This is a genomic window from Mycobacterium sp. FW102-FHT13B02 (genome assembly GCF_058790275.1).
Genome location: NZ_JBYTCM010000012.1, coordinates 78,837 through 102,288, shown reverse-complemented (window position 1 = coordinate 102,288; position 23,452 = coordinate 78,837). Strand labels below are relative to the sequence as shown.

Here is a 23,452-nt window from a genome sequence, read left to right as displayed (position 1 = left end):
GTAGTGACAGGGTATGTGGTAGTCAGGTGCGGCCGGGCTGGCAGACTTCGGCCGTGGGCATCGCAAGCGACGGATACAGTGACTTCGACCGGGAGCGGCTGGTCGGGGAGGGCGTGAAGAGCGCCGCGCTGCCCGGTACCGATGCCGGCCACCGCACCGATTTCGCGCGTGACCGGGCCCGCGTTCTCCACAGTGCCGCGCTCCGCCGGCTGGCCGACAAGACCCAGGTGGTCGGGCCCCGCCAGGGCGAGACTCCGCGGACCCGGCTCACCCACTCGCTCGAGGTGGCCCAGATCGGACGTCACATGGCCGTGGGGCTGGGTTGTGACCCCGACCTGGTGGACCTCGCCGGTCTGGCCCATGACATCGGCCACCCGCCGTACGGCCACAACGGCGAGCGCGCGCTCGACGAGATCGCCAAACCGTTCGGCGGGTTCGAGGGCAATGCCCAGAATTTCCGCATCCTGACCCGGCTCGAACCGAAAACGCTTGACAGTCAAGGACGCTCGGCCGGGCTCAACCTCACCAGGGCGGCGCTCGACGCCGTGATCAAGTACCCCTGGTTCCGCGAGGACCGCGTGAAGTTCGGTTTCTACGACGACGACGCGGCCGCCGCAGCCTGGGTGCGCGAGGGCGCCCCGGACGAGCGGTTGTGCCTGGAAGCTCAGGTCATGGACTGGGCCGATGACGTCGCGTACTCGGTGCACGACGTCGAGGACGGCATCATCTCCGGCCGTATCGATCTGCGCGTGCTCGCCGACGCGGACGCCGCCGACACCCTGGCGCGCCTCGGTGCGCGGTCCCATCCGACGGTCACGCACGACGACATGCTGGCGGCCGCCGCGCGGTTGTCGCAGCTGCCGGTGGTCACCGGCGTCGGTAAGTACGACGGCTCGGTCGCGACGTCGGTGGCGCTCAAGCGGCTCACCAGTGAGCTGGTCGGGCGGTTCGCCAACGCCGCGGTCAGCGAGACCAAGAAGCAGGCGGGGCGCGCGACCATGCGCCGTTTCGAGGCCGATCTCGCGGTGCCGAGTCTGGTCCGCGCCGAGGTCGCGGTGCTCAAGATGCTGGCGCTGCAGTTCATCATGTCCGACCATCAGCATCTGCAGATTCAGGCCGACCAGCGCACGATGGTCCGCGAGGTCGCGCTGGCGCTGTGGGGCCAGGCCCCGGCGAGCCTCGACCCGCAGTTCGCCGCCGAGTTCGCCCTCGCGGACGACGACGGCGCCCGGCTGCGGGTGGTCGTCGACCAGATCGCCTCGTACACCGAGACGCGGTTGGAACGCGTCCACGAGGCGCGCTCGCCGCGCCCGCTCGACTGAGTCCATATAGCGTCCGCGTAGTGGTCGGGTAGCGCCCGCCTACACTGGGCGCGTGGCCGGCCGGATTCCTGATCGCGATATCGCGGCCATTCGTGAACGCACCCGCATCGAGGACATCGTCGGCGAGCATGTGCAGCTGCGGCGTGCGGGTGCCGACTCGCTCAAAGGCCTGTGCCCGTTCCACGACGAGAAGTCCCCGTCGTTTCATGTGCGGCCCAACCACGGCCAGTTCCACTGCTTCGGATGCGGTGAGGGCGGCGACGTCTATGCCTTCGTGCAGAAGGTCGAGCACGTCACCTTCGTCGAAGCCGTCGAACTCCTCGCCGACCGGCTGGGCTACACCGTCAGCTACGAGGGGGCGTCCGCCACCAACGTGCAGCGGGACAGGGGCAGCCGTAGCCGGTTGCTCGCCGCCAACACCGCCGCGCAGGAGTTCTACGCCGAGGCGTTGCAGTCGGCGGAGGCCGCCGCGGCCCGGCAGTATCTGATCGACCGAAACTTCGACGCCGACGCGGCCAAGCGTTTCGGCTGTGGGTTCGCGCCGTCGGGCTGGGACACCCTGACAAAGCACTTGCTGCGCAAGGGATTCACCTTCAAGGAGCTGGAGGCCGCCGGGTTGTCCCGGGAGGGCCGCCGCGGCCCGATGGACCGATTCCACCGTCGGCTGCTCTGGCCCATCCGGGGTGCGACGGGTGAGGTGATCGGGTTCGGCGCCCGCCGCCTGTTCGACGACGACCAGATGGAAGCCAAGTACGTCAATACACCGGAAACGGTGCTGTACAAGAAATCGAACGTGTTGTTCGGCCTCGATCTGGCCAAGCGTGACATCGCCAAGGGGCATCAGGCCGTCGTCGTCGAGGGCTACACCGACGTCATGGCCATGCATTTGGCCGGCGTGACCACCGCGGTCGCGTCCTGCGGCACCGCCTTCGGCGACGAGCACCTGTCGATGCTGCGGCGACTGATGATGGACGACAACTTCTTTCGCGGCGAGCTGATCTACGTTTTCGACGGAGACGCCGCCGGCCGCGCTGCCGCCGTGAAAGCCTTTGAGGGCGAACAGAATTTGACCGGCCAGTCGTTCGTCGCGGTGGCTTCCGACGGCATGGACCCGTGCGATCTGCGCCTGGCGGCCGGAGACGGGGCGCTGCGGGATCTGGTGGCGCGCCGAACACCGTTGTTCGAGTTCGTGATTCGCACCGCTCTCGAAGAGCACGACCTGGACAGTGCCGAGGGCCGAGTGGCGGCGCTGCGCCGCTGCGTGCCGTTGGCGGCCCGGATCAAGGACCCCACCCTGCGTGACGAATACGCCCGCCAATTGGCCGGCTGGGTCGGTTGGGATGATGTGGCGCAGGTGATTTCACGGGTCCGCGAGTCGGCCAAGTCGGGTCCGGCGACGTCGAAGCGGGACAGCCGGCGCCCGGCGGCGCCGGCGGCCCCGGCCGCGACGGTGGGACGGCCGAATCCGAAGGACCCGACGTTGTGGCCGCAGCGGGAGGCACTCAAGTCGGCGCTGCAGCACCCGGCGATGGCCGGCCCGGTATTCGACGGGCTGCCCGTCGACAGCTTCACCCACCCCGGGTACGCGGCAGTCCGGCAGGCGATCACCACCGCCGGTGGCACGGCCTCGGGGATGGGTGGCGCGGAATGGATCGAGGCCGTACGCGAGGCCGGGCCGGCCGCGGCGAGCCTGCTCACCGAACTATCGGTCGAGTCCTTCCAGGTGGAAGAGGACAGGCTGCCGCGGTACATCGCGAGCGTGCTGGCCCGGCTGCAAGAGGTCTGGGTGGGCCGCGAGATCGCGGAATTGAAGTCGAAATTGCAGCGGATGTCGCCGGTGGAGCAGAGCACCGAGTACCACGCCCTGTTCGGTGACCTCGTCGCCATGGAGCAGTACCGGCGCAGCCTGCTGCAGCAGGCCAGCGGTGACGACCTCAGCTGAGCCTTTCCGTCTGCTGTAACACGCGGAACCACCGTGCGCGATATGGTGGGGCAGAACCGACCGTAGGGGAGAGCTCACCATGACCATTCGGGCAACCCGGCTCTTCGCCGCAGCAGCGCACGTGGCCACCGCAGTGGCTGCCCCGGTCATCGTCGCGCTGAGCAGCGCCCCGGCCTCGCAGTCGACGGCGGACGGCGGGTGCCTCGCCTGGTTCGGCAACAAAGAAGACGGCAACTGCATGGGCCGGTCCAATGGGCAGCCCGTGAACGTCGGCACGCCGTGGGGCGTCTGGGGTCCCAGCGCCGGCGTCAGCAGCGGTCCGCTGCTGCCGGGCCAGAGCTGGAACCAGCCGCTCGGCTGACGGTTCTCGAACCGGCAGCCGCCCGGGGGCAGTCGTCAGGCCTGCCGGTCAGTCGTGAATGGACTCCGGATGCAGCACCGTGGTCTGCGAATCGATGGCGGTCAACCGCACCATGTTCGGGTCCGGTGACACCTTGTCGGCCAGCCTGCGCCGGCCCGCATCCAGCATCGCCTTGGTCTTCGGGCTCTCGGTGATGGCGCGGTAAGTGCCGGCGATCTGCTCGTAACGGCGACGGCCTGCCTTGGCTCCCAGAACATAGCCAACGGCCATGACGGCGACGGCTCGGATCACTGGACCCCTCCCTGATGACGGTGCTTGGCTCCATCCTGCCTCACGATCGCCGATGCGTCTGGCCCGACCGGCGGCTACCAGCCGATTCAAAGATCCGCGCAGTCATGCGCTAGAGTCATGCCTCGGTTCAGGGACACGCGCCCAGGGCCTGAGCACAATCCCCTGTAGCTCAATTGGCAGAGCTCCCGACTGTTAATCGGGCGGTTATTGGTTCGAGTCCAATCGGGGGAGCAACGGTGACCAGCACGAAAGTGCTGGTCATTTTGCGTTTTGACGGCGGGTGCTGCCACCGGTGCGGGTTCTGCGCCGAGCGTGGGGCTTGCCGTGGCGCTGCCCGGCGTGTCGTCTCGGAGAGCCCCACGCTCGGCACGCGCGCAGCGTTTTGGTGGCGGCGCTCAGGGGTACCCGCAATATATGAATGAATCGCCTCCCTCGACTGGCGCCATGGTGCCGGGCCTGGTGACCATCGGCACGAGTTTCGTGGCACTGGTCGTCGGTGCCGTCGCGATGGTGGCCGGATATTTGACGTTCGGCGCAGTGGCGATGATCGTTTCGCTGGCTGCTGCGACATTCGGCGCCGTGTGGTTGCTGTCGGGCATGTTGCTCGGCGAGCATCACCATTCGCACGGTCGGCACGCCTGATCCCGCGCAGGAGCGCGGTGGAGAATAGGGGACCAAATCGATGTCGGACGTCGGTCAGCTGGTGGGCGCGACTGCTTATGACCTGTCGGGAGCCAGGATCGGCAAGATTCACCAGGTGTACCTCGATCAGAGCGGACAACCGAGATGGGTGTCGGTTCATCTCGGATTGTTAGGCATCTCGGAGCCGCTGGTCCCGTTGGCCGGCGTGCGAGACGGTGACGACGGTTCGGTGCGATTGGCAGTCGCGAAAGACATCGTCAAGTGTGCTCCGTCGATCGACGGTGCGGGTCACGTCACGCCGGCAGAGGAGGCCGGGTTGCGCAAGCATTACGGAATGTCTGCGGAGCAGACAACCGGGCTGGACGCAGTCCAGTCGCTGTCTTCAACCTCGGGCAAACGCCTGCTGGATGCCGCTGCCGCGGCGGCGGGAATCGGCGGCACGGCAGCGAACACCGCCGCGCGCACCGCTGAGCCGGAGTCGCTTTCTGATGACTGCGATGACCCGCTCAGAGAACCGTGAGGTGTGAGCCGGGCTCGGCAGCGGACTCGGCAGGCCCGAGGTGCAGGATCGGAAAGGGGCGTCCGTCGCCGTCGGTTTCCGAGCGGCTCAAGGTGACGAAGCCGTGGCGATGGTAAAAACCGACGGCTTGTGAATTTTGCTCGTTCACGTCGACAACCAGGCCCGGGTTCTTGGCCATCGCGTCGGCCAGCAAGACCGATCCCACGCCGCGGCCACGATGCTGCTGGTCGATGAACAACATCTCCAGGCTCCCGTCTGCGACGCCCGCGAATCCGACGGGCACGCCATCGGAGTCCGCCACGGTCACCTCGACCAGCTTCAAGTACTCCTCGGCCAGCCGGCGTTCGTAGAAGTCGATGTCATCGACGGTCAGGAAGTCGTGTGTCGCTTCGACCGCGCTTCGCCAGATGCGCACCAGTTCAGGCCATTCCGTGGGGCCATGGCAGGGGCGGAGCGCGAAGCGATGAGGGGTGGTCACGTTCACAGGGTACTGACAGGATCGGTGACCTCACCAAGTAAGAAGTTGTTCCGGGCCCGGTTCTTCCTCACCGTCCGCCGGAACGGGATCGAGTAAGTCGCCCCAATGCTTGAGGGCGGTGCGTACCGCGTCGGGACGGGACCCGCCCGCTAGCCGCAGGGAATGCCCACCGGACAGCTCGACCAATGCCTCGGCCAGCACGTAGGGCGACATGTCCGAGTCGTGGGCGACGCCGATCAATTCCACGGCGGCGTCTTGCCAACGCCGCCGTTGCAACCCAACGAGGACGCCGACGGCAAGGGCCAGGACGCGACGTTGTGCCTTGTTACCCGAGGCCGGCCACGTCCCGCCGCCGTACAGCCCAGCGACGCCTCCGGGCAAATCACCGTCGTACTCTGGCGGTCCACCACCGACCGTGATTGACATGGCCATTGATTACCCCTGCCATGGCGCCACCAAACGCGCAGCTATCCGGAGCGGTGCTTGCGCGCCGCCCCGGATGTGCCGATCTGGTTACTTGTTCTTCGATCCGGGTTTCTTGGATCCGGCGCTCCTCGGCCCGGTGTTCTTCGGACCGGAGTTTGTCGGAGCCGACGTTGCCTTGGAGTCCTGTTTCGGTGGCTTCACCTTGGTGGACGCTGCCGGTGCCGCGGTGTCGGTATCGGTCACCGAAGCGTTGGGCGCCAACGCTTTTGGAGATGCCAGCGTTGCCGGGGTCGCAGGCGTTGCGGGCGTGGCCGGGATTGCCCGTGTGGCCGGCGTTGCCGGAGTGGCGGGGGCCGCGGGAGTCGCCGGAGTGGCTGGCGTTGCCGTGACGGACACCGCCGCGGGCAAGACCGGTGTTGTTGAAGCGTCCGCGGTCGCCGTCGTGCCCGCAGTCTTCGCCGCCGGCATGCTATCGCTGGAGACGGCCTTCGTTGTCGACAGCGTCTGGTCGGCAAGGGTTTTGGTGGTGGCACTCAGTGTCGTGAGGGCGGTCACCGGGACCGCGGTGGGAGCCGGCGGATCGACCGGTGTCTGCGGATGCGTCGCAGTCCATTGCGCGATGACGTTGGCAGCGGCCTTGGGCGTCCAATCTGTTCGGAAGACACCGAGAGTGTCCTGATCGCTGGTGCTGCCGGTGTTGCGGTCACGGGTGGTGTAGATGAACACCGGCCCGGTGTAGTTGAAGCTGCTCCACGAGTTGATGAAGTTGGAGATGAACGAGGCCTGCGTGGCCTCGTCGACGACAGAGGTCGGCTCGCCGTATTCGGTGGCCCAGATCTGCTTGCTGCCGTCACCTGCCGCGACCATCTCCTGATGGATCGTCGCCAGCTGGTTGATGGGCGCCATCGGCCCGTACGGTGTGCCGTTTCCGAAGGGCACCTGGTACTGGTACGGGTGGAACGACAGCGCGTCGAAATACCCCTGAGCTCCGTTGTCATACATGTCCTGGATGTATGACGCCGCGTTGATAGCCAGGCCAGGGGTGTCGGTGACCCAGCCGACGACGCCTCCGATCACTTTCGCGTTCGGATCCGCGGCTTTGATCGCCGGGTACGCCGCCTGCAGCAGCTTGGTGTACGCCGCCGGATCGGGTGTCGGGTACCAGGAGGGTGCCGCGTTGGGCTCGTTCCATACCTCGTAGGCCGATACCTTGCCGGCGTAGCGCTGCGCTACTGCGCTGGCATACTGCGCATACTGCGCGTTGTCCGCCGGCGGCGTGGCCACGGCTGGATCACCCGCTGGTACGGCCCACGCCGGCGTGGCGTTGAGCACGCCGAGAATGCCCATGTTGCGAGCGGCGGCAGCGTTCACCAGGGTGTCGACGGTGCTCCAGTTCCAATAGCCCTGTGCGGGCTCGACGTTGTTCCAGGGGATCAGGATCCGGACGTTCTGGACGCCCAGCGACTGCATTTCGTCGAGTGTCTTGTTGATGTCGGCCGTCGACATCCCGATGATGTCCGAATCGGCGAATCCGACCGTCGTGTTGGAGTCGGTGATCGCTGCAGACAACATGTAAGGCACCGGTCCGGGACCGGTGCCTGCGCTCGCAAATAATAAACCTGCAACCCCGACTGGCAATGCCGTCGAGATTGCCGCCGTCACAGCGGTCTTGACCACCGGCCTCTTGGATTGACCTCTCTTCTGCCTGCGCCACATCGAATTTCCCCTAGTCGCAATGGATTTCGCGCCCGGCTAACTCCAACCGGGCGGCAAAGACAATGTCTGAGTGCCCCGCGGATCGACCGGGCAAACCATGCCGATCTCAAAAGGCTTGGTGCGCAGGCACGTAGGCTGACCTCATGCGGCCCATCAGTTACACGTCAGCGTTTGTCCTGCTCGCGGGGGCGGCCCTGCTCACTGCCGGGTGTGGCTGGAGTCCGAAAGGCCCGGATCCCGCCCCGCAGGCCGACAAGTGCACGCCCGCTGACGGGCCGGCGCAGAACGTCGTGACAGCGTCCATCTACGCGTTGCCGGCACCGCCGTCGGGCAAGTGGACGCAGATGGGCAGCGGCCACACCGCGAATTGTGCGCTGTACTGGGTGCAGGTCGGCCAGAACAACTCGACGCCGGACAGCCCGCAACAGGTGGTGTTCTTCAACAAGAACACGATGCTCGGTACGCCGACCGCCGACGCGCGGCCGTACATCACCGTGACGGCGAGTGCTCCGGACAGCGTGACGGTTCAGTACCAGTGGCAGCAGGCCAAGGATCAGCCGGGAATGCCCACGGGTATCGGCAGCGTGCGGTTCACCGTCGACGGTGGTGCGCTCAAGGCGCTGGATCCGATCCCCGGGCCGTAACCGTCAGTGTGCGGCGAGTAGGCCGCGCATGATTCCGACGGCGGCCGCCAGGGTTTCTCGGTCGGAGTTGTCGAGTTCGGCCAGGAACGGGTCGATGGCCTTGCCGCGGTCGGCGCGGACCTGAGCCAGGGCCGCGACACCCTGCGGGGTGATGCTGATGAGCACGGCGCGAGCGTCGTCGGGGTCGACGGTGCGGGACACCAGCCCGGCGTCCTCGAGCCGACGGACCTGGGTCGTCATGGTCGGCTGCGAACAGTGGTCGATCGCGGCGAGGTCGGAGATGCGGGCGCTGCCTTCGCCTTCGATGGTGGCGAGCAGTCGAGCCTGGGCGAACGGCAACGAGAGCCGGACGCGCTGATTGGCCAAGCGGTTGATGCGTGCAACGACGGCGAGGAGATCCGAGGCGAGAGTTGTTTCGGTCGCCGGTGCAGCTGTCATGTTCAACATGGTTTCATAGATTCTCTATGTAGTCGAACAACCGCCGCGAGTGGTGACGGTCACAACGCTGTTGAGTTTACTCGTCAAAACGCCTGGCAGAATTGTGCAATGACTGCTGCCGGCACCCGAGACAAGGCCGGTCCCCTCAATCCGGGCGAGTACGCCCAGGCCGCTGTGATGGCGGCGCTGAGCGCGGCCACCGCCATCATTGCCGTCGTCGTCCCGTTCGCCGCGGGCCTCGGCATGTTGGGCACGGTCCCGATGGGGCTGCTCGCTTACCGCTACCGGCTTCGGGTGCTGGTGGCCGCGGCCGTCGCCGGCAGCACCATCGCGTTCCTGATCGCCGGGATGGGCGGCTTGATGACAGTGGTGTTCTGCGCCTACATCGGTGGCCTGACGGGCATCGTCAAACGGACGGGCCGTGGCATCTTCACGGTGCTGTGGGCCTCGGTGGTGGCGGGAGTGGCGTTCGGCGCCTATGTCATCGGCATTCTGCTGTTGGTGGGGCGGCTGCGGGAGCTGATCTTCGCGTCGATGACCTCGAACATCAACGGAATCGCCAACATTGTCGCTGCGGTGCCCGGCGGCGAGCGCGCGGCCGAGGATCTGCGCACCGGGTTCGCCACCTTCCTGCACTATTGGCCGGTGCCGGTGATGTTCTCGATGATCCTGCACATCGTGGTCGTCACGCTGCTGGGCTGGTGGGCGCTGTCGCGAGTCTTGAAGCGGCTGTTCGGCATTCCCGACGTCCACAAGCTCGACACCGTCGAATCCACCGGTCCGGTGGCGCCGGTCCCGGCCCGGCTGCGCGACATCCGATTCCGGTACCCGGGTACCAATCGTGATGCGCTCGGGCCGGTGAGCATGGACATCAACGCCGGTGAGCACGTCGCCGTCACCGGTGCCAATGGATCGGGCAAGACCACGCTCATGCTCATGCTCGCGGGCCGCGCACCGACCGCCGGCACCATCGACCGACCGGGTGCGGTGGGGCTCGGCCGGGCCGGTGGCACCGCCGTGGTGATGCAGCATCCGGAGAGTCAGGTGCTCGGCACTCGAGTGGCCGACGACGTGGTCTGGGGCCTGCCGTCGGGGACTACCACCGACGTCGAACGGCTGCTGGGTGAGGTCGGTCTGAGTGGTATGGCCGACCGGGACACGGGCGGGCTGTCCGGCGGCGAGCTGCAGCGCTTGGCGGTCGCGGCCGCCCTGGCCCGTGAGCCGGCACTGCTGATCGCCGACGAAGTCACCAGCATGGTCGACCAGGAGGGCCGCGACGTGCTGCTCTCAGTGCTGTCCGATCTGACGCGGCACCACCGGACGTCACTGGTGCACATCACGCATTACAACGACGAAGCGGACTCGGCCGACCGGGTGGTGCGACTCGATGGCGCGAGCGACAACATCGAGATGGTCGCCACCGCGCCGGTGCCGATCGTGGCGCCCGGCATCGAACCCGGCGGCCCGGCGGTGTTCGAGGTCCGGGGCGTCGGCCATCAGTACGGCAGCGGAACGCCCTGGGAATCAACGGCATTGCGTGACATCAGTTTCACCGTCCACGAGGGTGAGGGCGTGCTGATCCACGGGCTCAACGGCTCCGGCAAGTCGACGCTGGCCTGGATTCTGGCCGGACTCACCGTGCCGACCACTGGCAGCTGTCTGCTCGACGGCAAGCCGGTATCCGATCAGGTTGGTGCCGTGGCCATTTCGTTCCAGGCGGCGCGGCTGCAGTTGATGCGGTCGCGCGTGGGCCCCGAAATCGCCTCGGCGGCCGGATTCTCGCGGCGGGACACCGCTCGCATCAGGGAAGCCCTCGCGATGGTCGGGCTGGGCCCGGAGCTGGCCGACCGGCGGATCGATCAGCTCAGCGGAGGCCAGATGCGCCGGGTGGTGCTGGCGGGGTTGCTGTCTCGCCGTCCGCGGGCCTTGATCCTGGACGAACCGCTGGCCGGGCTCGATGCTGCCAGCCAGCGCGGTCTGGTGACGCTGCTCGCCGAATTGCGCCGCACCACCGGGCTGACGGTCGTCGTCATCTCGCACGACTTCGCCGGGCTCGATGAACTGTGCCCGCGCATCCTGCGGCTGCATCGCGGCGAACTCGCTGAAGCTCCGATCACTGCGGGAGGACGATCATGACCGCTCCCGCGACCCAGCGCCGGTCCATGGTGCTGCTGCGTCCCGTGCCCGGCACGTCGCCGGCCCACGAACTGTGGGCCGGCACCAAACTCATCGTGGTGGGGCTGTTCGGCGTGGTCCTGACCATGTATCCGGGCTGGGTGCCCATTGGCCTGGTCGCGCTGCTGGTGATGCTCACGGCGTGGCTGGCGCGCATTCCGCGCACCGTGCTGCCGTCGGTGCCGCGCCTGGTGTGGGTGCTGATGTTGGTCGGCGGCGGCACGGCGGCGCTGGCCGGCGGCGAGCCGTTCCTCGACATCGCGTCGGTGCATCTGGGGCTGGGCGGCTTCCTGAACTTCCTGCGAATCACCGTGCTGTCCCTCGTTCTGCTGGGCTTGGGCGGCCTGGTCTCCTGGACCACCAACGTCGCCGAAATCGCTCCTGCTGTGGCCACTTTGGGCCGCCCGCTGAAGTGGCTGCGGATCCCGGTCGACGAGTGGGCCGTCACGCTGGCCTTGGCTTTGCGCGCGTTCCCGATGCTGATCGACGAGTACCGCGTGCTGTTCGCGGCCCGTCGGTTGCGACCCAAGGTGCGGCCCGCAACCCGCCGGGAGCGCCGGCGGCAACGTCGCGCCGAGATCGTCGACCTGCTGGCGGCCGCGATCACGGTGGCGCTGCGCCGCGGCGACGAGATGGGCGACGCCATCACCGCGCGCGGTGGGGTGGGTCAGATCGTCGCGAGTCCGGCGCGGCCGGGATGGGCAGACGCGGTGGCGCTGCTGCTGGTGGTCGCGATGTGTGTGTTGTCGGTGTGGGTCGAGGTGGCGACCCCGCTGGCCACCCACCGGCTTTAGCGATCGGCGGCGGCGTTGGCAGCCCGCTGCGCGGCGGCCAGGGTCGCCGCGACCGGCGCGCGGCCCAGGAACATCTCGTCGAAAAACGGCCTGATGGCGACGAAGCCGGCCGGGAAGCCCGCGCCGCCCGGGGCTGGGAGACGAGGGCCGTCCAGCACTTGAAAGAAGGGCAGAACGTTGATCCCGCGCCGTTTCCAGTAGTCGAAGTAGACCGGCTGGGCACCGAGTACCGCGGGCACCGCTGCTCCTTTGGTGCCCAGGAACGCGTTTCCGTCGGTGCTGCCCATCCACGCCAGCACCGCACGCACGGCGTCGGGATGGCGGGTGGCCGAATTCGCGGCGGCGGCAATCCCGTTGGTGACGCTGACGCGGCCGGCCGGGCCGCTGGGCAACATCGCGACGCCCCAACGGAAGCGCGCTTGGTCGGCGATGGCAGCGAGGTTGTAGGTGCCCGACTGGAACAGTGCCATGCGGCCCTGCAGGAACTGGTTGCGGGAGAAGCCGCCATTGCCGTTGGTGTCGGCCGCTGACGGGGACACGTGGTCGGTATTGATCAGGCTGACCACATACTCGAATGCCTCCCGTGCACCGGGGTTGTCGAACGCGAACCGGTCGCCTTCGCTGAACGTGCCGCCGGCCGAGCCGATGTAGTTGAGGTAGATCCCCTGTAGATCGTTCGCGGCGTTGTAGCCCCATTGCCGCACCTGCCCGGCGTCGAATCCCGGCGTTCCGGCGTGGTTTCCGTGCTGGTCCAGCGTCAGTCGGGCCAGCAGCGGACGCAGGGTGTCATCGGGGCCGGGGGACCAGTGCAGCGTGTCCAGCTCGGCCGGGTCGATTCCGGTGGTCGCCAGCAGATCGGCGTTGTAGTACACCGCGATGCCACCGTCGGTCAGTTGCGGCACCGCCCACAAGGTTCCGTTGCGGGTGAACTGCTGGTTCACCGAACCGTCCCAGGCGTCGGAGGCGCCAGGGCCCAACAGTTTTCCGACGTCCAGGAGCCGGTCGGTGTCCGCGTAGCCGGCCAGGTAGGCATTGGACAGCCAGAAGATGTCGTCGGCGCCGCCGCCCGCGACATCGGTCCGCAGCGAATCGAAATACGACGCGTACGCGACGACGTCCACCCGGACCTCGATGTCGGGGTGCCGGCGGGTGAATTCCGCGAACGAGGCGCGGTATGCGGCCGCAACCTGGGCGTCCCATAGCCGCACTGTGACAATGGCTTTTCCGGCGTCCTGCGTCCGGCCCATGAGCACGGCGGCCACCAGCAGCACTGCCACGGCGGCGGCCAGGGCAGTCACGAAGCGGGTCGAGAACTTCATTTCATACCGGTGACGACGATCGAGCGGACGATGTGCCTGCCCAGCAGACTGAACAGCAGGATCAGCGGCACGATCGCGACGGTTGTTGCCGCCAGCACCACGGTCCACTGGGCGTCGAACTGGGACTGCAGCCCGGCGGTGGCGACGGTCAGCACGCGCCACGAGGAGCCGCTGGTGATCACCAGCGGCCACATGAAGCTGTTCCATTGCGAGACAACGGTGATCAGGCCCAGCGTGACGAGGATCGACCGGCTGGCCGGCAGCACCACGTGCACGATGACGTCCAGGGTGCCGGCGCCGTCGATGCGGGCGGCGCGGATGAGGTCGGCCGGGATGGACCGGAAGTACTCGCGCAGCAGGAAAATCGCGTAGGGCGAGCCGAACGTATATGGCAGCACCAACGCCCAGAACGTGTTACGAAGTCCGGCCTCGGCCATCATCAGGTACAGCGGCACCACGGTGACCGTCGCCGGCACCATCAGCGTCGCCAGGTACAGCCAGAACAGGGCGTCCCGCCCCGGAAATTCCAGCCGGGCAAAGGCATAGGCGGCGGTCACCGAAAAGGTCAGCTGGCCCAACAGGATCACCGCGGTCATCAGGGCGGTCACCAGCGCGGCCCGGCCGAAGCCGGCATCGGCCAGCGCGGTGTAGTTGGACAGTGTCGGCGGATTCGGCACTGACAGCGGCGATTCCGTGTTGAACTGGCGGGCCGAGGTGAACGATGTCAGCAGGCCCAGAACGAATGGCACCAGCGTGATCGCGGCGGCGAGGGCAAGTACTGCGTAGATGGCCGCCGGCCGAGCCGGCGAGAACCATGGGGCGTTACGTGAGGTCATAGCTGACCCGTCGGCGGAAGTAGAGGTGCTGGACCAGCGTGACGCCGAGCAGCAGGACGAACAGAATCAGCGCCATCACCGCGGCGCGACCGACCGCTGCCGAACCGAATGCCTCGGCGTAGATGCGGTGCGCGATCAGATCCGTGCGGCCCTCGGGGCCGCCGCCGGTCAACGCGTAGACGGTGTCGAAAACCTGCGCCGCACTGACGATTCCCGTCACCAGGACGAAGAACAGCGTCGGCCGCAGCATCGGTAGGGTGATGCGGCGGAACCGTTGCCAGGCCGTCGCGCCGTCGATTCGGGCCGCGTCGTGAACGTCGCCCGGGATGGCGAGGATTCCCGCGAGGAAGAACAGCGTCACGTAGCCGACGTTGGTCCACACTGTGACCGCAGAAACCAGCGGTAGGGCCAACGTCGGGTCGGTCAGCCATTCGATGCGGTGCCCGAGAACCGTGCTGACGGCGCCGTCGGTGGGGCTGAGAATCCAGCGCCACAACACCGCGATCGCCAGCGGCGAGCAGATCCACGGCAGGACATAGAGCGTGCGGAAGAACCCGGTGCCCGGCAGTCCGCGGGCCAACAGCATGGCCGCCCCCAGTCCCAGGGCGGTTTGAATGGGCACCACCAGCGCGATGAAACCGAAGGTCACCGCCATCGAGCGGCCGAACGTCGGGTCGGTCAGCACGCCATGCCAGTTGTCGAGCCCGATGAACCGGATGGGGCCCAAGAGGTCCCACCGCTGCAGGCTCAGCCAACCGACCACCAGCATGGGGAGCAGCAGGAACATGACGACGCCGAACAGGCTGGGAGCGAGCAGCGCGTAGCCGGTCAGGGTATCCCGAAACCTGCGGCGTGCCACCGGATCATTAAAGCGTGTGGTGCTACTACGGTGTAGCCGTGACTGCGCTGCGACGGGTTGACGCCGACTTCCTGGCCTTGCCGCGCCATTTGCTGGCCGAGTCCGCGGTGTCAGCCGCGCTGGCCGCTGGCGCGAGCTACGCCGACCTCCGGGTGCACCGGATCACCACCGAGCACATTCAGCTGCGTGACGGCGAGCTGGAGACCTCGGTGGTGACCCGCGAGATCGGTCTCGCGGTCCGGGTCATCGTGGACGGCACCTGGGGTTTTGCGTCGCACGCCGAGCTGAACCCCGAGGTGGCGGCCGAGACCGCCCGGCGCGCGGTGCAAGTCGCGGTGGCGTTGGCGCCGCTGAATGCCGAACGCATCGAGTTGGCCCCGGAGCCCGTGTATGCCGAGGTGTCGTGGGTATCGCCGTATCGCGTCGACCCGTTCGACGTCACCGCCGCCGACAAGATCGCGCTGCTGGGCGAGTACTCGGGCCGATTGCTCGCGGCCGACGGAGTGGACCACGTCTCGGCGGGTCTGCAGGCAGTGAAGGAGCAGGTGTTCTACGCCGATGCCTTCGGTTCGTCGATCACGCAACAGCGGGTGCTGGTGCAGCCGATGCTCGAGGCCGTCGCCGTAGATGTCGCAGCCGGGGCCTTCGAAACGATGCGGACCCTGGCGCCGCCGACCGCTCGCGGGTGGGAAGCCGTGGCGGGTGACGAGGTGTGGGACTGGACAACCGAATTGGCCGAGTTGCCATCGTTGTTGGCTGAAAAGGTGAAGGCGCCGAGCGTGATTGCGGGCCGCACCGATCTGGTGATCGACCCGACCAATCTGTGGCTGACCATCCACGAGTCCATCGGCCACGCCACCGAATACGACCGGGCCATCGGCTACGAAGCCGCCTATGCCGGAACATCGTTCGCCACTCCGGACAAGCTCGGCACCATGCGGTACGGGTCGTCCATCATGAATGTCACTGCCGACCGCACCGTCGAACACGGCCTGGCGACCATCGGATTCGACGACGAAGGCGTCCGCGCGCAGAGCTGGGACCTGGTGCGCGACGGCGTCTTCGTCGGGTACCAATTGGACCGGGTGTTCGCGCCGAAGCTGGGGGTGGCCCGTTCCAACGGCTGCTCGTACGCGGATTCACCGCATCACGTCCCGATCCAGCGGATGGCCAACGTCTCGCTGCAGCCGGGTGCCGAGGATCTGAGCACCGATGACCTGATCAGCCGTGTCGAAGACGGCATCTACATCGTCGGCGACAAATCGTGGTCAATCGACATGCAGCGGTACAACTTCCAGTTCACCGGTCAGCGGTTCTTCAAAATTCGCGACGGCAAGCTGGATGGCCAGCTGCGCGATGTCGCGTATCAGGCAACTACCACCGACTTCTGGGGGTCGATGGAAGCCGTAGGCGGAGAGTCGACCTGGCGCCTCGGCGGGGCCTTCAACTGCGGCAAGGCCCAGCCCGGCCAAGTGGCCGCCGTCAGCCACGGCTGCCCGTCCGCGCTGTTCCGCGGAATCAATGTGCTCAACACACGAACTGAATCGGGGCGTTGATGATCAGTGCACCGCAGGTTGTCGACCTGGTTCTGGCCGAGGCCGCCCGCCGGGGTCGAGCCGACGAGACCATCGTCCTCGTGACGGACCGGTCCACCGCATCGCTGCGCTGGGCCCGAAACACCATGACCACCAACGGTGAGTCGGTGAGTCGTGAGACCACCGTCATTTCGATTGTCCGCCAAGGAGATAAGGCCCGGGTTGGCGCGATGAAATCCAGTGAGGTCGATCCGGACACCATCGCCGGCCTGGTCGCGGCGTCGCAGGACGCGGCACAGGCCGCGCCCGAGGCTCGCGACAGCGCACCGGCACTGACCGGTCAGGAGGTGCCCGACGACTGGGAGGCGCCGTCGCCGCTGACCGGTGCCGGCGTGTTCGGCAACATCGCCGCACGGCTCGTCGACGGTTTCCACCGCAGTGATGCGTTGTACGGCTTTGCCCGGCATGAACTCGACACCACCTATCTGGCCACGTCGGGTGGCATCCGGCGACGGTTCACCCAACCGACCGGCTCGGTGGAGATCAACGCCAAACGTGACAGCGCCAGTGCCTGGGCCGGGGTCAGCACCGCTGATTTCGCCGACGTGCCAATCGATTCCATGCTCGACGACCTGGGTCTGCGGTTGGGGTGGGCGGCGCGCACGGTGGATTTGCCCGCCGGTCGGTACGAGACGCTGATGCCGCCGTCGACCGTCGCCGACATGATGATCTACCTCGGCTGGAGCATGGACGGCCGCGGTGCCCAGGAGGGACGGACCGCGCTGTCGGCACCGGGTGGCACTCGGGTGGGGGAGAAGCTGACCGATCTCGGCCTGACGCTGTACTCGGATCCCTTTGCGCCAGGGCTGGATTGCCTGCCGTTCGTCGCGACATCGAGTTCGTCGGAGCGGGTGTCGGTGTTCGACAACGGCCTCGACATCGGCCGCGTTGACTGGATTCGTGATGGCGTGGTGAATGCGCTGGCCTATCCGCGTGCCGCCGCAGCGGAATTCGACGCACCCGTGGCCGTGCCTGCCGACAACCTACTGATGACAGGTGGCGCTGTGAGCCTGGCCGACATGATCGCCGGAACCGAACGCGGCCTGCTGCTGACCACGCTCTGGTACATGCGTGAAGTCGATCCGACGGTGCTGCTGCTGACCGGCCTGACCCGCGACGGCGTCTACCTCATCGAAGACGGCGAGGTGACGGCGGCGGTCAACAACTTCCGGTTCAACGAGAGTCCGCTGGACCTGCTGCGCCGGGCTACCGAAGCCGGCGTCAGCGAAACCACGCTGCCTCGCGAGTGGGGCGATTGGGCCACGAGGGCACAAATGCCGTCGCTCCGGATTCCGGACTTTCACATGTCGTCGGTCAGTCAGGCGCAATAACTTTCAGTACCGCGGCAACGTCGTCCTCTGTGGTAGCCCAGGAGCACACGAACCGAACGATCGGTCGTAGCGGGTCGGGAGCGTGAACGGCGAAATACTGGCGGACCCGCGCGGTGGTGGTGGCGTCGAGGACGACGAACACCTCGTTGGCCTCGGTCGGTGCGGCCAGTCGCAAGCCTGCTGCCGTCATCCCGGCGCTCAAGATTGCGGCCATGCGGTTGGCGTGGGCTGCGGTCTGCAACCACAGGCCGTCGCACAGCATCGCCTCGAACTGCGCCGAGACGAAGCGGTGTTTGCTCGCCAGGTGGCCGATCTGCTTCTGCACGAAGCGAATTCCGGGGAAGTGTGCAGGCCGGCGGACCAGCACGGCGTCACCGAACAGCAAGCCGTTCTTGGTGCCGCCGACGGTGACGATGTCGGCGTCGCCGATGGCATCGTGCGGATCGACATCAAGGGCGGCAACGGCGTTGGCGATCCGGGAGCCGTCGACGTGCACCAACAAATCGTGCTGGTGGGCGTAGTCGATGAAATCCGTCAGCGCGCCGGGTGACCAGACGCGGCCGTTCTCGGTGGATTGGGTGATGGTCACAATGCGGGGCTGGGAATGGTGGACCTCGCCGCGGCGGGCGAGGTGCCGGTCAAGAGCCTGTGGCGCGATCAGGCCGTCATCGCTGGGCAGGGGAGTCAGCTGCGCGCCGGACAGGCGCACGGGCCCGCCGGCTTCATCGAGCAACGCATGCGCGACATCGCTGCACAGAATCTCCTGCCACGGCTGCACTGCGGAGGCCAGCGCGATGATGTTGGCCGCGGTGCCGGTCAGCGCGAACAGCACGTCGGCGTCGGGCGCCTCGAAGGCCTCTCTGAGGGCCTGCGCTGCGCGTTCTGTGCTGGGGTCGGTGCCGTAGGAGCCCACCGGGCCCTGGTTGGCGCCGACGATGGCCGCTATCACCCGTGGGTGAGCACCAGCAGCGTTGTCGGAGGCGAATGCGGCCGAGACGGTCGAACCCATGCGTCGATGGTCTCATCGCGGCAATAATCCGGAGTGTGGAGGAGCTACTGACGTCCCTGATTGCATTGTCGCCGCCTGCTGATCGCCGGCTCAACGCGGCGATGCGGCAGACGTGTGCCGAGACGTTGGGCCTTGCGCCGTTGCCCTATGAAGAGGTGTTCGGGCCCGTGTCCGACGCCGAGCCCCTGGTGGCTGAGTTCGCCGAGCAATTCGCCACCGACGTGTCGGCGGTGACCTCGTCCCAGCGCGGGCAGCTCACATCGGTGCTGGGCGCCAACAGCTTTCGCGTCGTGACGCTGATGTTCGTCGCCGACTTCGTGCCGCGGGTGCGGGCCGGGTTCGCGGCGCTGGGCCTGCCGCGGTTGGTGGATCCCGACGGCTGGGATGGTCAGACCGATCCGGTGGACCTGCTGCTCAACCGGTTCGCCAGTTCCGTCGGGGCGCGCCGCGAGCTGGACCCGGTGACGACCGAGGTGGTGCGACTGCGCGGCGCTGCTGCGCACAACTGCCGGCTGTGCAAGTCGCTGCGCGAGGGTACGGCGCTGGATGCGGGCGGCAACGAGTCGATGTACTCCGAGATCGAGCTGTACGAGTCGTCGTCGCTGCTGGACGAGCGGCAGAAGGCGGCGCTGCGTTACGTCGACGCCCTGGTCTGGACGCCGGCGCGGATTCCTGCCGAGGTGGCCGCGGGCGTGCGGGCGCACTTCTCCGACGCCGAGGCCACGGAGATCACGTTGGATGTCATGCGCAACGCCATCAACAAGATCGCAGTCGCGCTGGGCGGTGACGCACCGCGGGTCGCCGAGGGCACCGAGCGCTATCTGCTCGGGGCCGACGGGCAGCCGGTTTTCTCCTAGGACGAAGGCTACGAGAGTTCGCGTTCTGCGGACGTGTCATCGTCTTTGGCCAGGTGCTGCAGGACTCGTTCGTTGAGCGCCGCGAGCATGTCGAGCTCGGCGGGGCTGAACAGGTCGACGAAGTTCTGTCGAACGTCCGCCACGTGCCTGGGGGCCGCCTTCTCGATGGCGGCGCGGCCGGCCGGCAGCAAGCGGACGATGGTGCTGCGGGCGTCGTCGGGGTTGGGTTCGCGGCTGATCAGTCCGTCCTTCTCCATGCGCCGAACTTGGTGGGAGACACGGCTTTTCTCCCAGTCCAGGGTGTTGGACAGGGCGTGGGCGGGCATGCGGTCGCCGTCCTGGCTCGAAAGCACCGCCAGCACTTCGTAGTCGGCCCCGGACAGGCCGCATCCCTGCAGGCGCCGGTTCAAGTGCACCTCGAGCTGATGATGCGCGTGTACGAAGGCCCGCCAGGCGCGGTCTTCGCGAGGGCTCAGCCAGTTCGGTTCCATCGGTCTCCAAGCTTGGTTGGTTGATGCATCAACCAACCTGGTCTATGGTGGAGGAGTCAACCTTTTTTCATCGTAAATCCAGATAGGACACCTCATGAGCAGCATCAGCATTATTGGCACCGGAAACATGGCCCGCGCCATCGGCGCGCTGGCGGTAGCGGGCGGTAACAGCGTCGAGGTCATGGGCCGCGATCAGGCGAAAGCCGCTGATCTGGCCAGAATTCTCGGCGGCAACGCCACGGTGGGTGAGTACGGTGCCGTCCCCACCGGGGACATTGTGATCGTGTCGGTGTTGTACGCCGATGTCGTTCCGGTCGTCGCGCTATATGGCGATGCCCTCGCGGGCAAGGTCATCGTCGACATCAGCAACCCGTTCAACTCTGCAGCCGACGGGCTCGCCATCCCCGATGGCACCTCGGTCGCGCAGGAAGTCGCCAAGGCGGCCCCGGCCAGTGCGAGCGTGGTGAAAGCGTTCAACACCGTCTTTGGGGTGGTCCTCGCCAAGGGTCGACCGCTGGACGTCTTCTTCGCCGGCGACGATACCCAGGTCAAGTCGGATTTTGCGGAGTTCATCGCGAGCCTCGGCCTGCGCCCACTGGACGTCGGCGGCTTGCAGATGGCGCATTGGCTGGAAGGGGCGGGCCTGGTCATGATGGGCCTCGCGCGCCACGGGGTGGGGAACTTCGACTTCGCTCTCGGCGCCGCCGTGCCCGGCTGAGCCGCACCCTGTCGAACCGTCGATGGGCGGGGTGTCGTGGCTCTTTGAAATGGTTGATATATCAACAAAATAGCGGATATGTCAGATACGAGTGCCGGCAGGCGGTTGCCTGCCGGGAGAGGACTTTCGCGATGAAGCTTGGTTTCGCAATTCCCATCGTCGGACCCGCAGTGACCAGCGCCAGTGGCCTGAGCGCGTTTTGCAGCGGACTAGAGGACCTGGGCTACGACACGCTGTGGGTCGGCGACCGACTGGTCACACCTGTTGATATGCACAGCACCTATCCGGGCAAGGAACAGCCGTATCCGCCGGAGATGAAGCGTTACCTCGATCCGGTACTGCTGTGGACGGTCGCCGCAACGGCGACCACGCGGATGCGGCTGAACTCCAGCACGCTGAGCACGTTCTACTACGACCCGGTACACCTGGCCCGGCTGCTGACCACGCTCGACGTGCTCAGCGATGGCCGCCTGGACGTTGGCGTGGGAGTCGGGTGGATGAAGGACGAACTCGACATCGCCCGTGGCGCGGACTGGCGCCGCCGTGGGCGGATGGTCGACGACCTGTTGGCGTTCCTGCACGAGTGGTGGACGACCACCCCGGTGTCCTGGGACAGCGAGTTCTTTTCGCTGCCTCCGGTTCATGCCGACCTGCGTCCGGTGCAGTTCGGCGGTCCGCCCATCTGGATCGGCGGTGTCAGCGAGGCCGCGATGCGCCGGGTCGGTCGCAGCGGCACCGGCTGGCTCGGCGTTGACGGGCTGCAGGGCGAGGCCACCGACCACCTGTGGTCGATTGCGCGCCGCGCGGCGCAGGACGCCGGTCGCGATCCCGATGCCCTGAAGACTGCCATGCGGGTGAACCTCGAACCGGGTACGTCCGCGGACTCGGTCGCTCGGAATCTTGAACGTTTCGCCGCGTTGGGTACTGACGAGGCGTTCGTGGATGCCTTCGCGGCGTTCCCGACCCTTGACCAGACGCTCGACTTCGCGAGCGAGGTAATCGATCGCTGGAGGAATCATGGGCAAGCTTGACGGAAAAGTAGCGGTCATTACCGGGGGATCGAGTGGTATGGCGCTGGCCGGTGCCAAGTTGTTCGTGGAAGAAGGAGCTCACGTCTTCATCTCGGGTCGGCGGCAGGACGCACTGGACGAAGCTGTGGCGCTGATCGGTCGGAATGTGACTGGTGTGCAAGCTGATTCATCAAATCTCGATGATCTGGACCGATTGTTCGACGCAGTGAAGCAGGAAAAGGGCGCCATAGACGTGCTGTGGACGAGCGCCGGTACCGGCGAGGCGCGGGGGCTCGGCGAGATCACCGAGGAGCACTTCGATGCCACTTTCGGCCTGAATGCGCGGGGCACACTCTTCACGGTGCAGAAGGCACTCCCACTGGTCAACGACGGCGGCTCGATCTTCATGACCGGCTCGATGGCATCGGTCAAAGGCTTTCCGGCCTGGAGTGTGTACGCGGGCAGCAAAGCGGTACTGCAGGCCTACGCCCGCGTGTGGTTGTCCGAGTTGAAGGACCGGAGGATTCGGGTCAACGTGCTGACACCGGGCCAGATCGCCACGCCCATCCAAGGGCGGTTGTTCGACGAAGAAACGAGAGCACAGTTCGAGGCGCTGATCCCTCGAGGCAAGATGGGCAGCTCTGAGGAGATCGCAACGGTCGCACTGTTCCTCGCCTCGGACGACTCAAGCTACGTCAACGGTGTGGGGTTGATGGTCGACGGTGGCACGGCGGCAGTCTGAAATGCCCACCGGTAAGTGAAAGAGCGGCGTCGATGGCCGGTTGCGTGGCGCAAGGAATTTCAGCCCTTGAAGTACACGATCTGATGGGTGCTGGCGAGCAATGCGCCGTCGCGGGCCCACACATGTGCGCTCTGGTCGAAGTACCCATCGGAGAAGCGGTTTGCGTGGGCGCTGCCCAACACGTAGTCACCCCCAATGCTTTCGAGCTCTTGTCCGTTGGCGTGGAAGTACGTGGTCAGCGAGATGGTCCCGGCGGGGAAGAATCCGCCGCGCCGCAGGAACACCCGGGGATAGAAGATGTCGGACATCGCAGCGAGGGCGGCGAAGTCGAGGCCGCGCTGGTTCGCGTCACGTACCCACAGCGTCGTCCTCGATGACTCGCTGGGTCCGGAATCCTCTCCGGGGAAGGGGTTTTCGACATACCGCGTGTCGTATTGGCTCACCCACGGCAGGGGAGGACCGCTGATGGTGAGCCCTTCGGGTGCCGGCACGCTCGGCATCCGCGACTCGTCGTCCGACCACGTGTCGCGGCGGATGCCGAAAACCATGGTGGCCGTGGACTTGATATTGCCGTCCTGACTGAGCTCGGCGATCCAGTGCTGGTTGGTGCGATTAGTTCGGGCAGCTTTGAGCGAGATGTCGAATTCGCCGTCGGCGATGGGTGCCGCGAAGTTGACGGTGAGCGCGAGCGGTTCGCCGATGCGGTCCGGCCGCAGCTCGACCGTGTGCAATAGTGCCGCTGCGGTGATCCCGCCGAAGGGTCCGACCATGTTCGCCCAGTCTGGCTGCGTCCTGCCACGCATGCGGTCGGCATCGACGGGCAGCAGTTCCAAGGCTCTATCGAACGAGAAGGTGCCGGTCACGCTCAACATGATGCCTGGCGTCGGTAGGCGTCGAGTCGGCCCGTGGCGTGTCGTCACCGGACGGCGTGCGACC

25 protein-coding genes and 1 tRNA gene are annotated in these 23,452 nt (G+C 66.8%); 15 read left to right on the top strand and 11 right to left on the bottom strand.

The genetic code is table 11. The features are described from left to right. Positions 1–53: 53 nt before the first annotated feature. From AC3WTE_RS20350 to AC3WTE_RS20340, 3 genes are all read left to right on the top strand, one after another. A complete protein-coding gene (locus AC3WTE_RS20350) occupies positions 54–1,322 on the top strand; it encodes a deoxyguanosinetriphosphate triphosphohydrolase (protein ID WP_492440367.1) in 1,269 nt (422 codons plus the stop codon). A 52-nt stretch (positions 1,323–1,374) separates the two neighbouring features. Beyond that, positions 1,375–3,264: a DNA primase gene (dnaG, locus tag AC3WTE_RS20345; protein WP_492440366.1), complete on the top strand. Its 1,890-nt coding sequence runs from the start codon at positions 1,375–1,377 to the stop codon at positions 3,262–3,264. Between the two features lie 79 nt (positions 3,265–3,343). After that, positions 3,344–3,625, top strand: coding sequence for a DUF7155 family protein (locus AC3WTE_RS20340; RefSeq protein ID WP_492440364.1), 282 nt, complete (start codon positions 3,344–3,346; stop codon positions 3,623–3,625). A 48-nt stretch (positions 3,626–3,673) separates the two neighbouring features. Here the strand turns inward: AC3WTE_RS20340 and AC3WTE_RS20335 are convergent, their stop codons facing one another. Beyond that, on the bottom strand, positions 3,674–3,916 hold the full coding sequence (locus AC3WTE_RS20335; RefSeq protein WP_459369164.1) for a hypothetical protein: 243 nt from the start codon (positions 3,914–3,916) through the stop codon (positions 3,674–3,676). Positions 3,917–4,074: 158 nt separating this feature from the next. Here AC3WTE_RS20335 and AC3WTE_RS20330 point away from each other — a divergent pair. The 3 genes from AC3WTE_RS20330 (at position 4,075) to AC3WTE_RS20320 (ending at position 5,078) form a co-directional block, all read left to right on the top strand. Beyond that, positions 4,075–4,147, top strand: a tRNA-Asn gene (locus tag AC3WTE_RS20330). A 183-nt stretch (positions 4,148–4,330) separates the two neighbouring features. Next, positions 4,331–4,558, top strand: a complete 228-nt coding sequence (locus AC3WTE_RS20325; protein ID WP_492440362.1) for a hypothetical protein — start codon at positions 4,331–4,333, stop codon at positions 4,556–4,558. A 40-nt stretch (positions 4,559–4,598) separates the two neighbouring features. Then, positions 4,599–5,078, top strand: coding sequence for a PRC-barrel domain-containing protein (locus AC3WTE_RS20320; protein ID WP_492440360.1), 480 nt, complete (start codon positions 4,599–4,601; stop codon positions 5,076–5,078). Here AC3WTE_RS20320 and AC3WTE_RS20315 read toward each other — a convergent pair. The 3 genes from AC3WTE_RS20315 to AC3WTE_RS20305 form a co-directional block, all read right to left on the bottom strand. Then, positions 5,065–5,562 carry a GNAT family N-acetyltransferase gene (locus AC3WTE_RS20315; RefSeq protein ID WP_492440358.1) on the bottom strand — a complete coding sequence of 166 codons (498 nt, stop codon included), beginning with the start codon at positions 5,560–5,562 and terminating at the stop codon, positions 5,065–5,067. The two genes, AC3WTE_RS20320 and AC3WTE_RS20315, sit on opposite strands and share 14 nt — an antisense overlap. A gap of 24 nt (positions 5,563–5,586) precedes the next feature. Further along, entirely contained in the window at positions 5,587–5,982 is a 396-nt protein-coding gene (locus tag AC3WTE_RS20310) for a hypothetical protein (RefSeq protein ID WP_492440356.1), read from the bottom strand. Positions 5,983–6,069: 87 nt separating this feature from the next. Further along, the gene (locus AC3WTE_RS20305) at positions 6,070–7,554 is read right to left on the bottom strand and encodes a cellulase family glycosylhydrolase (RefSeq protein WP_492440354.1); all 1,485 of its coding nucleotides are present in this window, start codon (positions 7,552–7,554) and stop codon (positions 6,070–6,072) included. Positions 7,555–7,841: 287 nt separating this feature from the next. Here AC3WTE_RS20305 and AC3WTE_RS20300 point away from each other — a divergent pair, with 287 nt between their 5' ends. Then, complete coding sequence (locus AC3WTE_RS20300) at positions 7,842–8,342, top strand: LppP/LprE family lipoprotein (RefSeq protein WP_492440353.1); 501 nt, start codon at positions 7,842–7,844, stop codon at positions 8,340–8,342. A 3-nt stretch (positions 8,343–8,345) separates the two neighbouring features. Here the strand turns inward: AC3WTE_RS20300 and AC3WTE_RS20295 are convergent, their stop codons facing one another. Continuing rightward, positions 8,346–8,789, bottom strand: a complete 444-nt coding sequence (locus AC3WTE_RS20295) for a MarR family winged helix-turn-helix transcriptional regulator (protein WP_459369170.1) — start codon at positions 8,787–8,789, stop codon at positions 8,346–8,348. 99 nt (positions 8,790–8,888) lie between these two features. Between AC3WTE_RS20295 and AC3WTE_RS20290 the strand changes: the two genes are divergently transcribed. Together AC3WTE_RS20290 and AC3WTE_RS20285 are read left to right on the top strand one after the other, a co-directional pair. Continuing rightward, positions 8,889–10,916, top strand: coding sequence for an ABC transporter ATP-binding protein (locus AC3WTE_RS20290; protein WP_492440351.1), 2,028 nt, complete (start codon positions 8,889–8,891; stop codon positions 10,914–10,916). After that, complete coding sequence (locus AC3WTE_RS20285; RefSeq protein ID WP_492440349.1) at positions 10,913–11,749, top strand: CbiQ family ECF transporter T component; 837 nt, start codon at positions 10,913–10,915, stop codon at positions 11,747–11,749. The genes AC3WTE_RS20290 and AC3WTE_RS20285 overlap by 4 nt, the downstream gene beginning before the upstream one ends. Here the strand turns inward: AC3WTE_RS20285 and AC3WTE_RS20280 are convergent. Genes AC3WTE_RS20280 through AC3WTE_RS20270 form a run of 3 tightly spaced genes read right to left on the bottom strand, consistent with a single transcriptional unit; the run spans position 11,746 to position 14,763 of the window. Beyond that, entirely contained in the window at positions 11,746–13,068 is a 1,323-nt protein-coding gene (locus tag AC3WTE_RS20280) for an ABC transporter substrate-binding protein (RefSeq protein WP_492440347.1), read from the bottom strand. The genes AC3WTE_RS20285 and AC3WTE_RS20280 overlap by 4 nt on opposite strands. After that, positions 13,065–13,904, bottom strand: coding sequence for a carbohydrate ABC transporter permease (locus tag AC3WTE_RS20275; RefSeq protein ID WP_492440345.1), 840 nt, complete (start codon positions 13,902–13,904; stop codon positions 13,065–13,067). The genes AC3WTE_RS20280 and AC3WTE_RS20275 overlap by 4 nt, the downstream gene beginning before the upstream one ends. Beyond that, positions 13,891–14,763, bottom strand: a complete 873-nt coding sequence (locus tag AC3WTE_RS20270; protein ID WP_492440343.1) for a carbohydrate ABC transporter permease — start codon at positions 14,761–14,763, stop codon at positions 13,891–13,893. Before AC3WTE_RS20270 ends, AC3WTE_RS20275 begins: the two co-directional genes overlap by 14 nt. Before the next feature lie 38 nt (positions 14,764–14,801). On the opposite strand from AC3WTE_RS20270, the gene AC3WTE_RS20265 reads away from it, so the two are divergent. Both AC3WTE_RS20265 and AC3WTE_RS20260 read left to right on the top strand, forming a co-directional pair. Continuing rightward, positions 14,802–16,319, top strand: coding sequence for a TldD/PmbA family protein (locus AC3WTE_RS20265; protein ID WP_492440341.1), 1,518 nt, complete (start codon positions 14,802–14,804; stop codon positions 16,317–16,319). Beyond that, positions 16,319–17,689 carry a metallopeptidase TldD-related protein gene (locus tag AC3WTE_RS20260; protein WP_492440339.1) on the top strand — a complete coding sequence of 457 codons (1,371 nt, stop codon included), beginning with the start codon at positions 16,319–16,321 and terminating at the stop codon, positions 17,687–17,689. The genes AC3WTE_RS20265 and AC3WTE_RS20260 overlap by 1 nt, the downstream gene beginning before the upstream one ends. Here AC3WTE_RS20260 and AC3WTE_RS20255 read toward each other — a convergent pair. Next, complete coding sequence (locus AC3WTE_RS20255; protein WP_492440337.1) at positions 17,673–18,698, bottom strand: threonine aldolase family protein; 1,026 nt, start codon at positions 18,696–18,698, stop codon at positions 17,673–17,675. The two genes, AC3WTE_RS20260 and AC3WTE_RS20255, sit on opposite strands and share 17 nt — an antisense overlap. A gap of 14 nt (positions 18,699–18,712) precedes the next feature. On the opposite strand from AC3WTE_RS20255, the gene AC3WTE_RS20250 reads away from it, so the two are divergent. Then, positions 18,713–19,555 carry a carboxymuconolactone decarboxylase family protein gene (locus AC3WTE_RS20250; protein ID WP_492440472.1) on the top strand — a complete coding sequence of 281 codons (843 nt, stop codon included), beginning with the start codon at positions 18,713–18,715 and terminating at the stop codon, positions 19,553–19,555. A gap of 8 nt (positions 19,556–19,563) precedes the next feature. On the opposite strand, the gene AC3WTE_RS20245 is transcribed toward AC3WTE_RS20250, so the two are convergent. Next, the gene (locus tag AC3WTE_RS20245; protein ID WP_492440335.1) at positions 19,564–20,046 is read right to left on the bottom strand and encodes a MarR family winged helix-turn-helix transcriptional regulator; all 483 of its coding nucleotides are present in this window, start codon (positions 20,044–20,046) and stop codon (positions 19,564–19,566) included. A gap of 94 nt (positions 20,047–20,140) precedes the next feature. Between AC3WTE_RS20245 and AC3WTE_RS20240 the strand changes: the two genes are divergently transcribed. The 3 genes from AC3WTE_RS20240 to AC3WTE_RS20230 all read left to right on the top strand — a co-directional run bounded on the left by AC3WTE_RS20240 (position 20,141) and on the right by AC3WTE_RS20230 (position 22,516). Next, positions 20,141–20,764, top strand: a complete 624-nt coding sequence (locus AC3WTE_RS20240; RefSeq protein WP_492440334.1) for an NADPH-dependent F420 reductase — start codon at positions 20,141–20,143, stop codon at positions 20,762–20,764. 131 nt (positions 20,765–20,895) lie between these two features. After that, on the top strand, positions 20,896–21,795 hold the full coding sequence (locus tag AC3WTE_RS20235; RefSeq protein WP_492440332.1) for a TIGR03619 family F420-dependent LLM class oxidoreductase: 900 nt from the start codon (positions 20,896–20,898) through the stop codon (positions 21,793–21,795). Continuing rightward, entirely contained in the window at positions 21,782–22,516 is a 735-nt protein-coding gene (locus tag AC3WTE_RS20230; protein WP_492440330.1) for an SDR family NAD(P)-dependent oxidoreductase, read from the top strand. The genes AC3WTE_RS20235 and AC3WTE_RS20230 overlap by 14 nt, the downstream gene beginning before the upstream one ends. Before the next feature lie 59 nt (positions 22,517–22,575). On the opposite strand, the gene AC3WTE_RS20225 is transcribed toward AC3WTE_RS20230, so the two are convergent. Further along, positions 22,576–23,379, bottom strand: coding sequence for an acyl-CoA thioesterase (locus tag AC3WTE_RS20225; protein ID WP_492440329.1), 804 nt, complete (start codon positions 23,377–23,379; stop codon positions 22,576–22,578). Between the last annotated feature and the right edge of the window lie 73 nt (positions 23,380–23,452).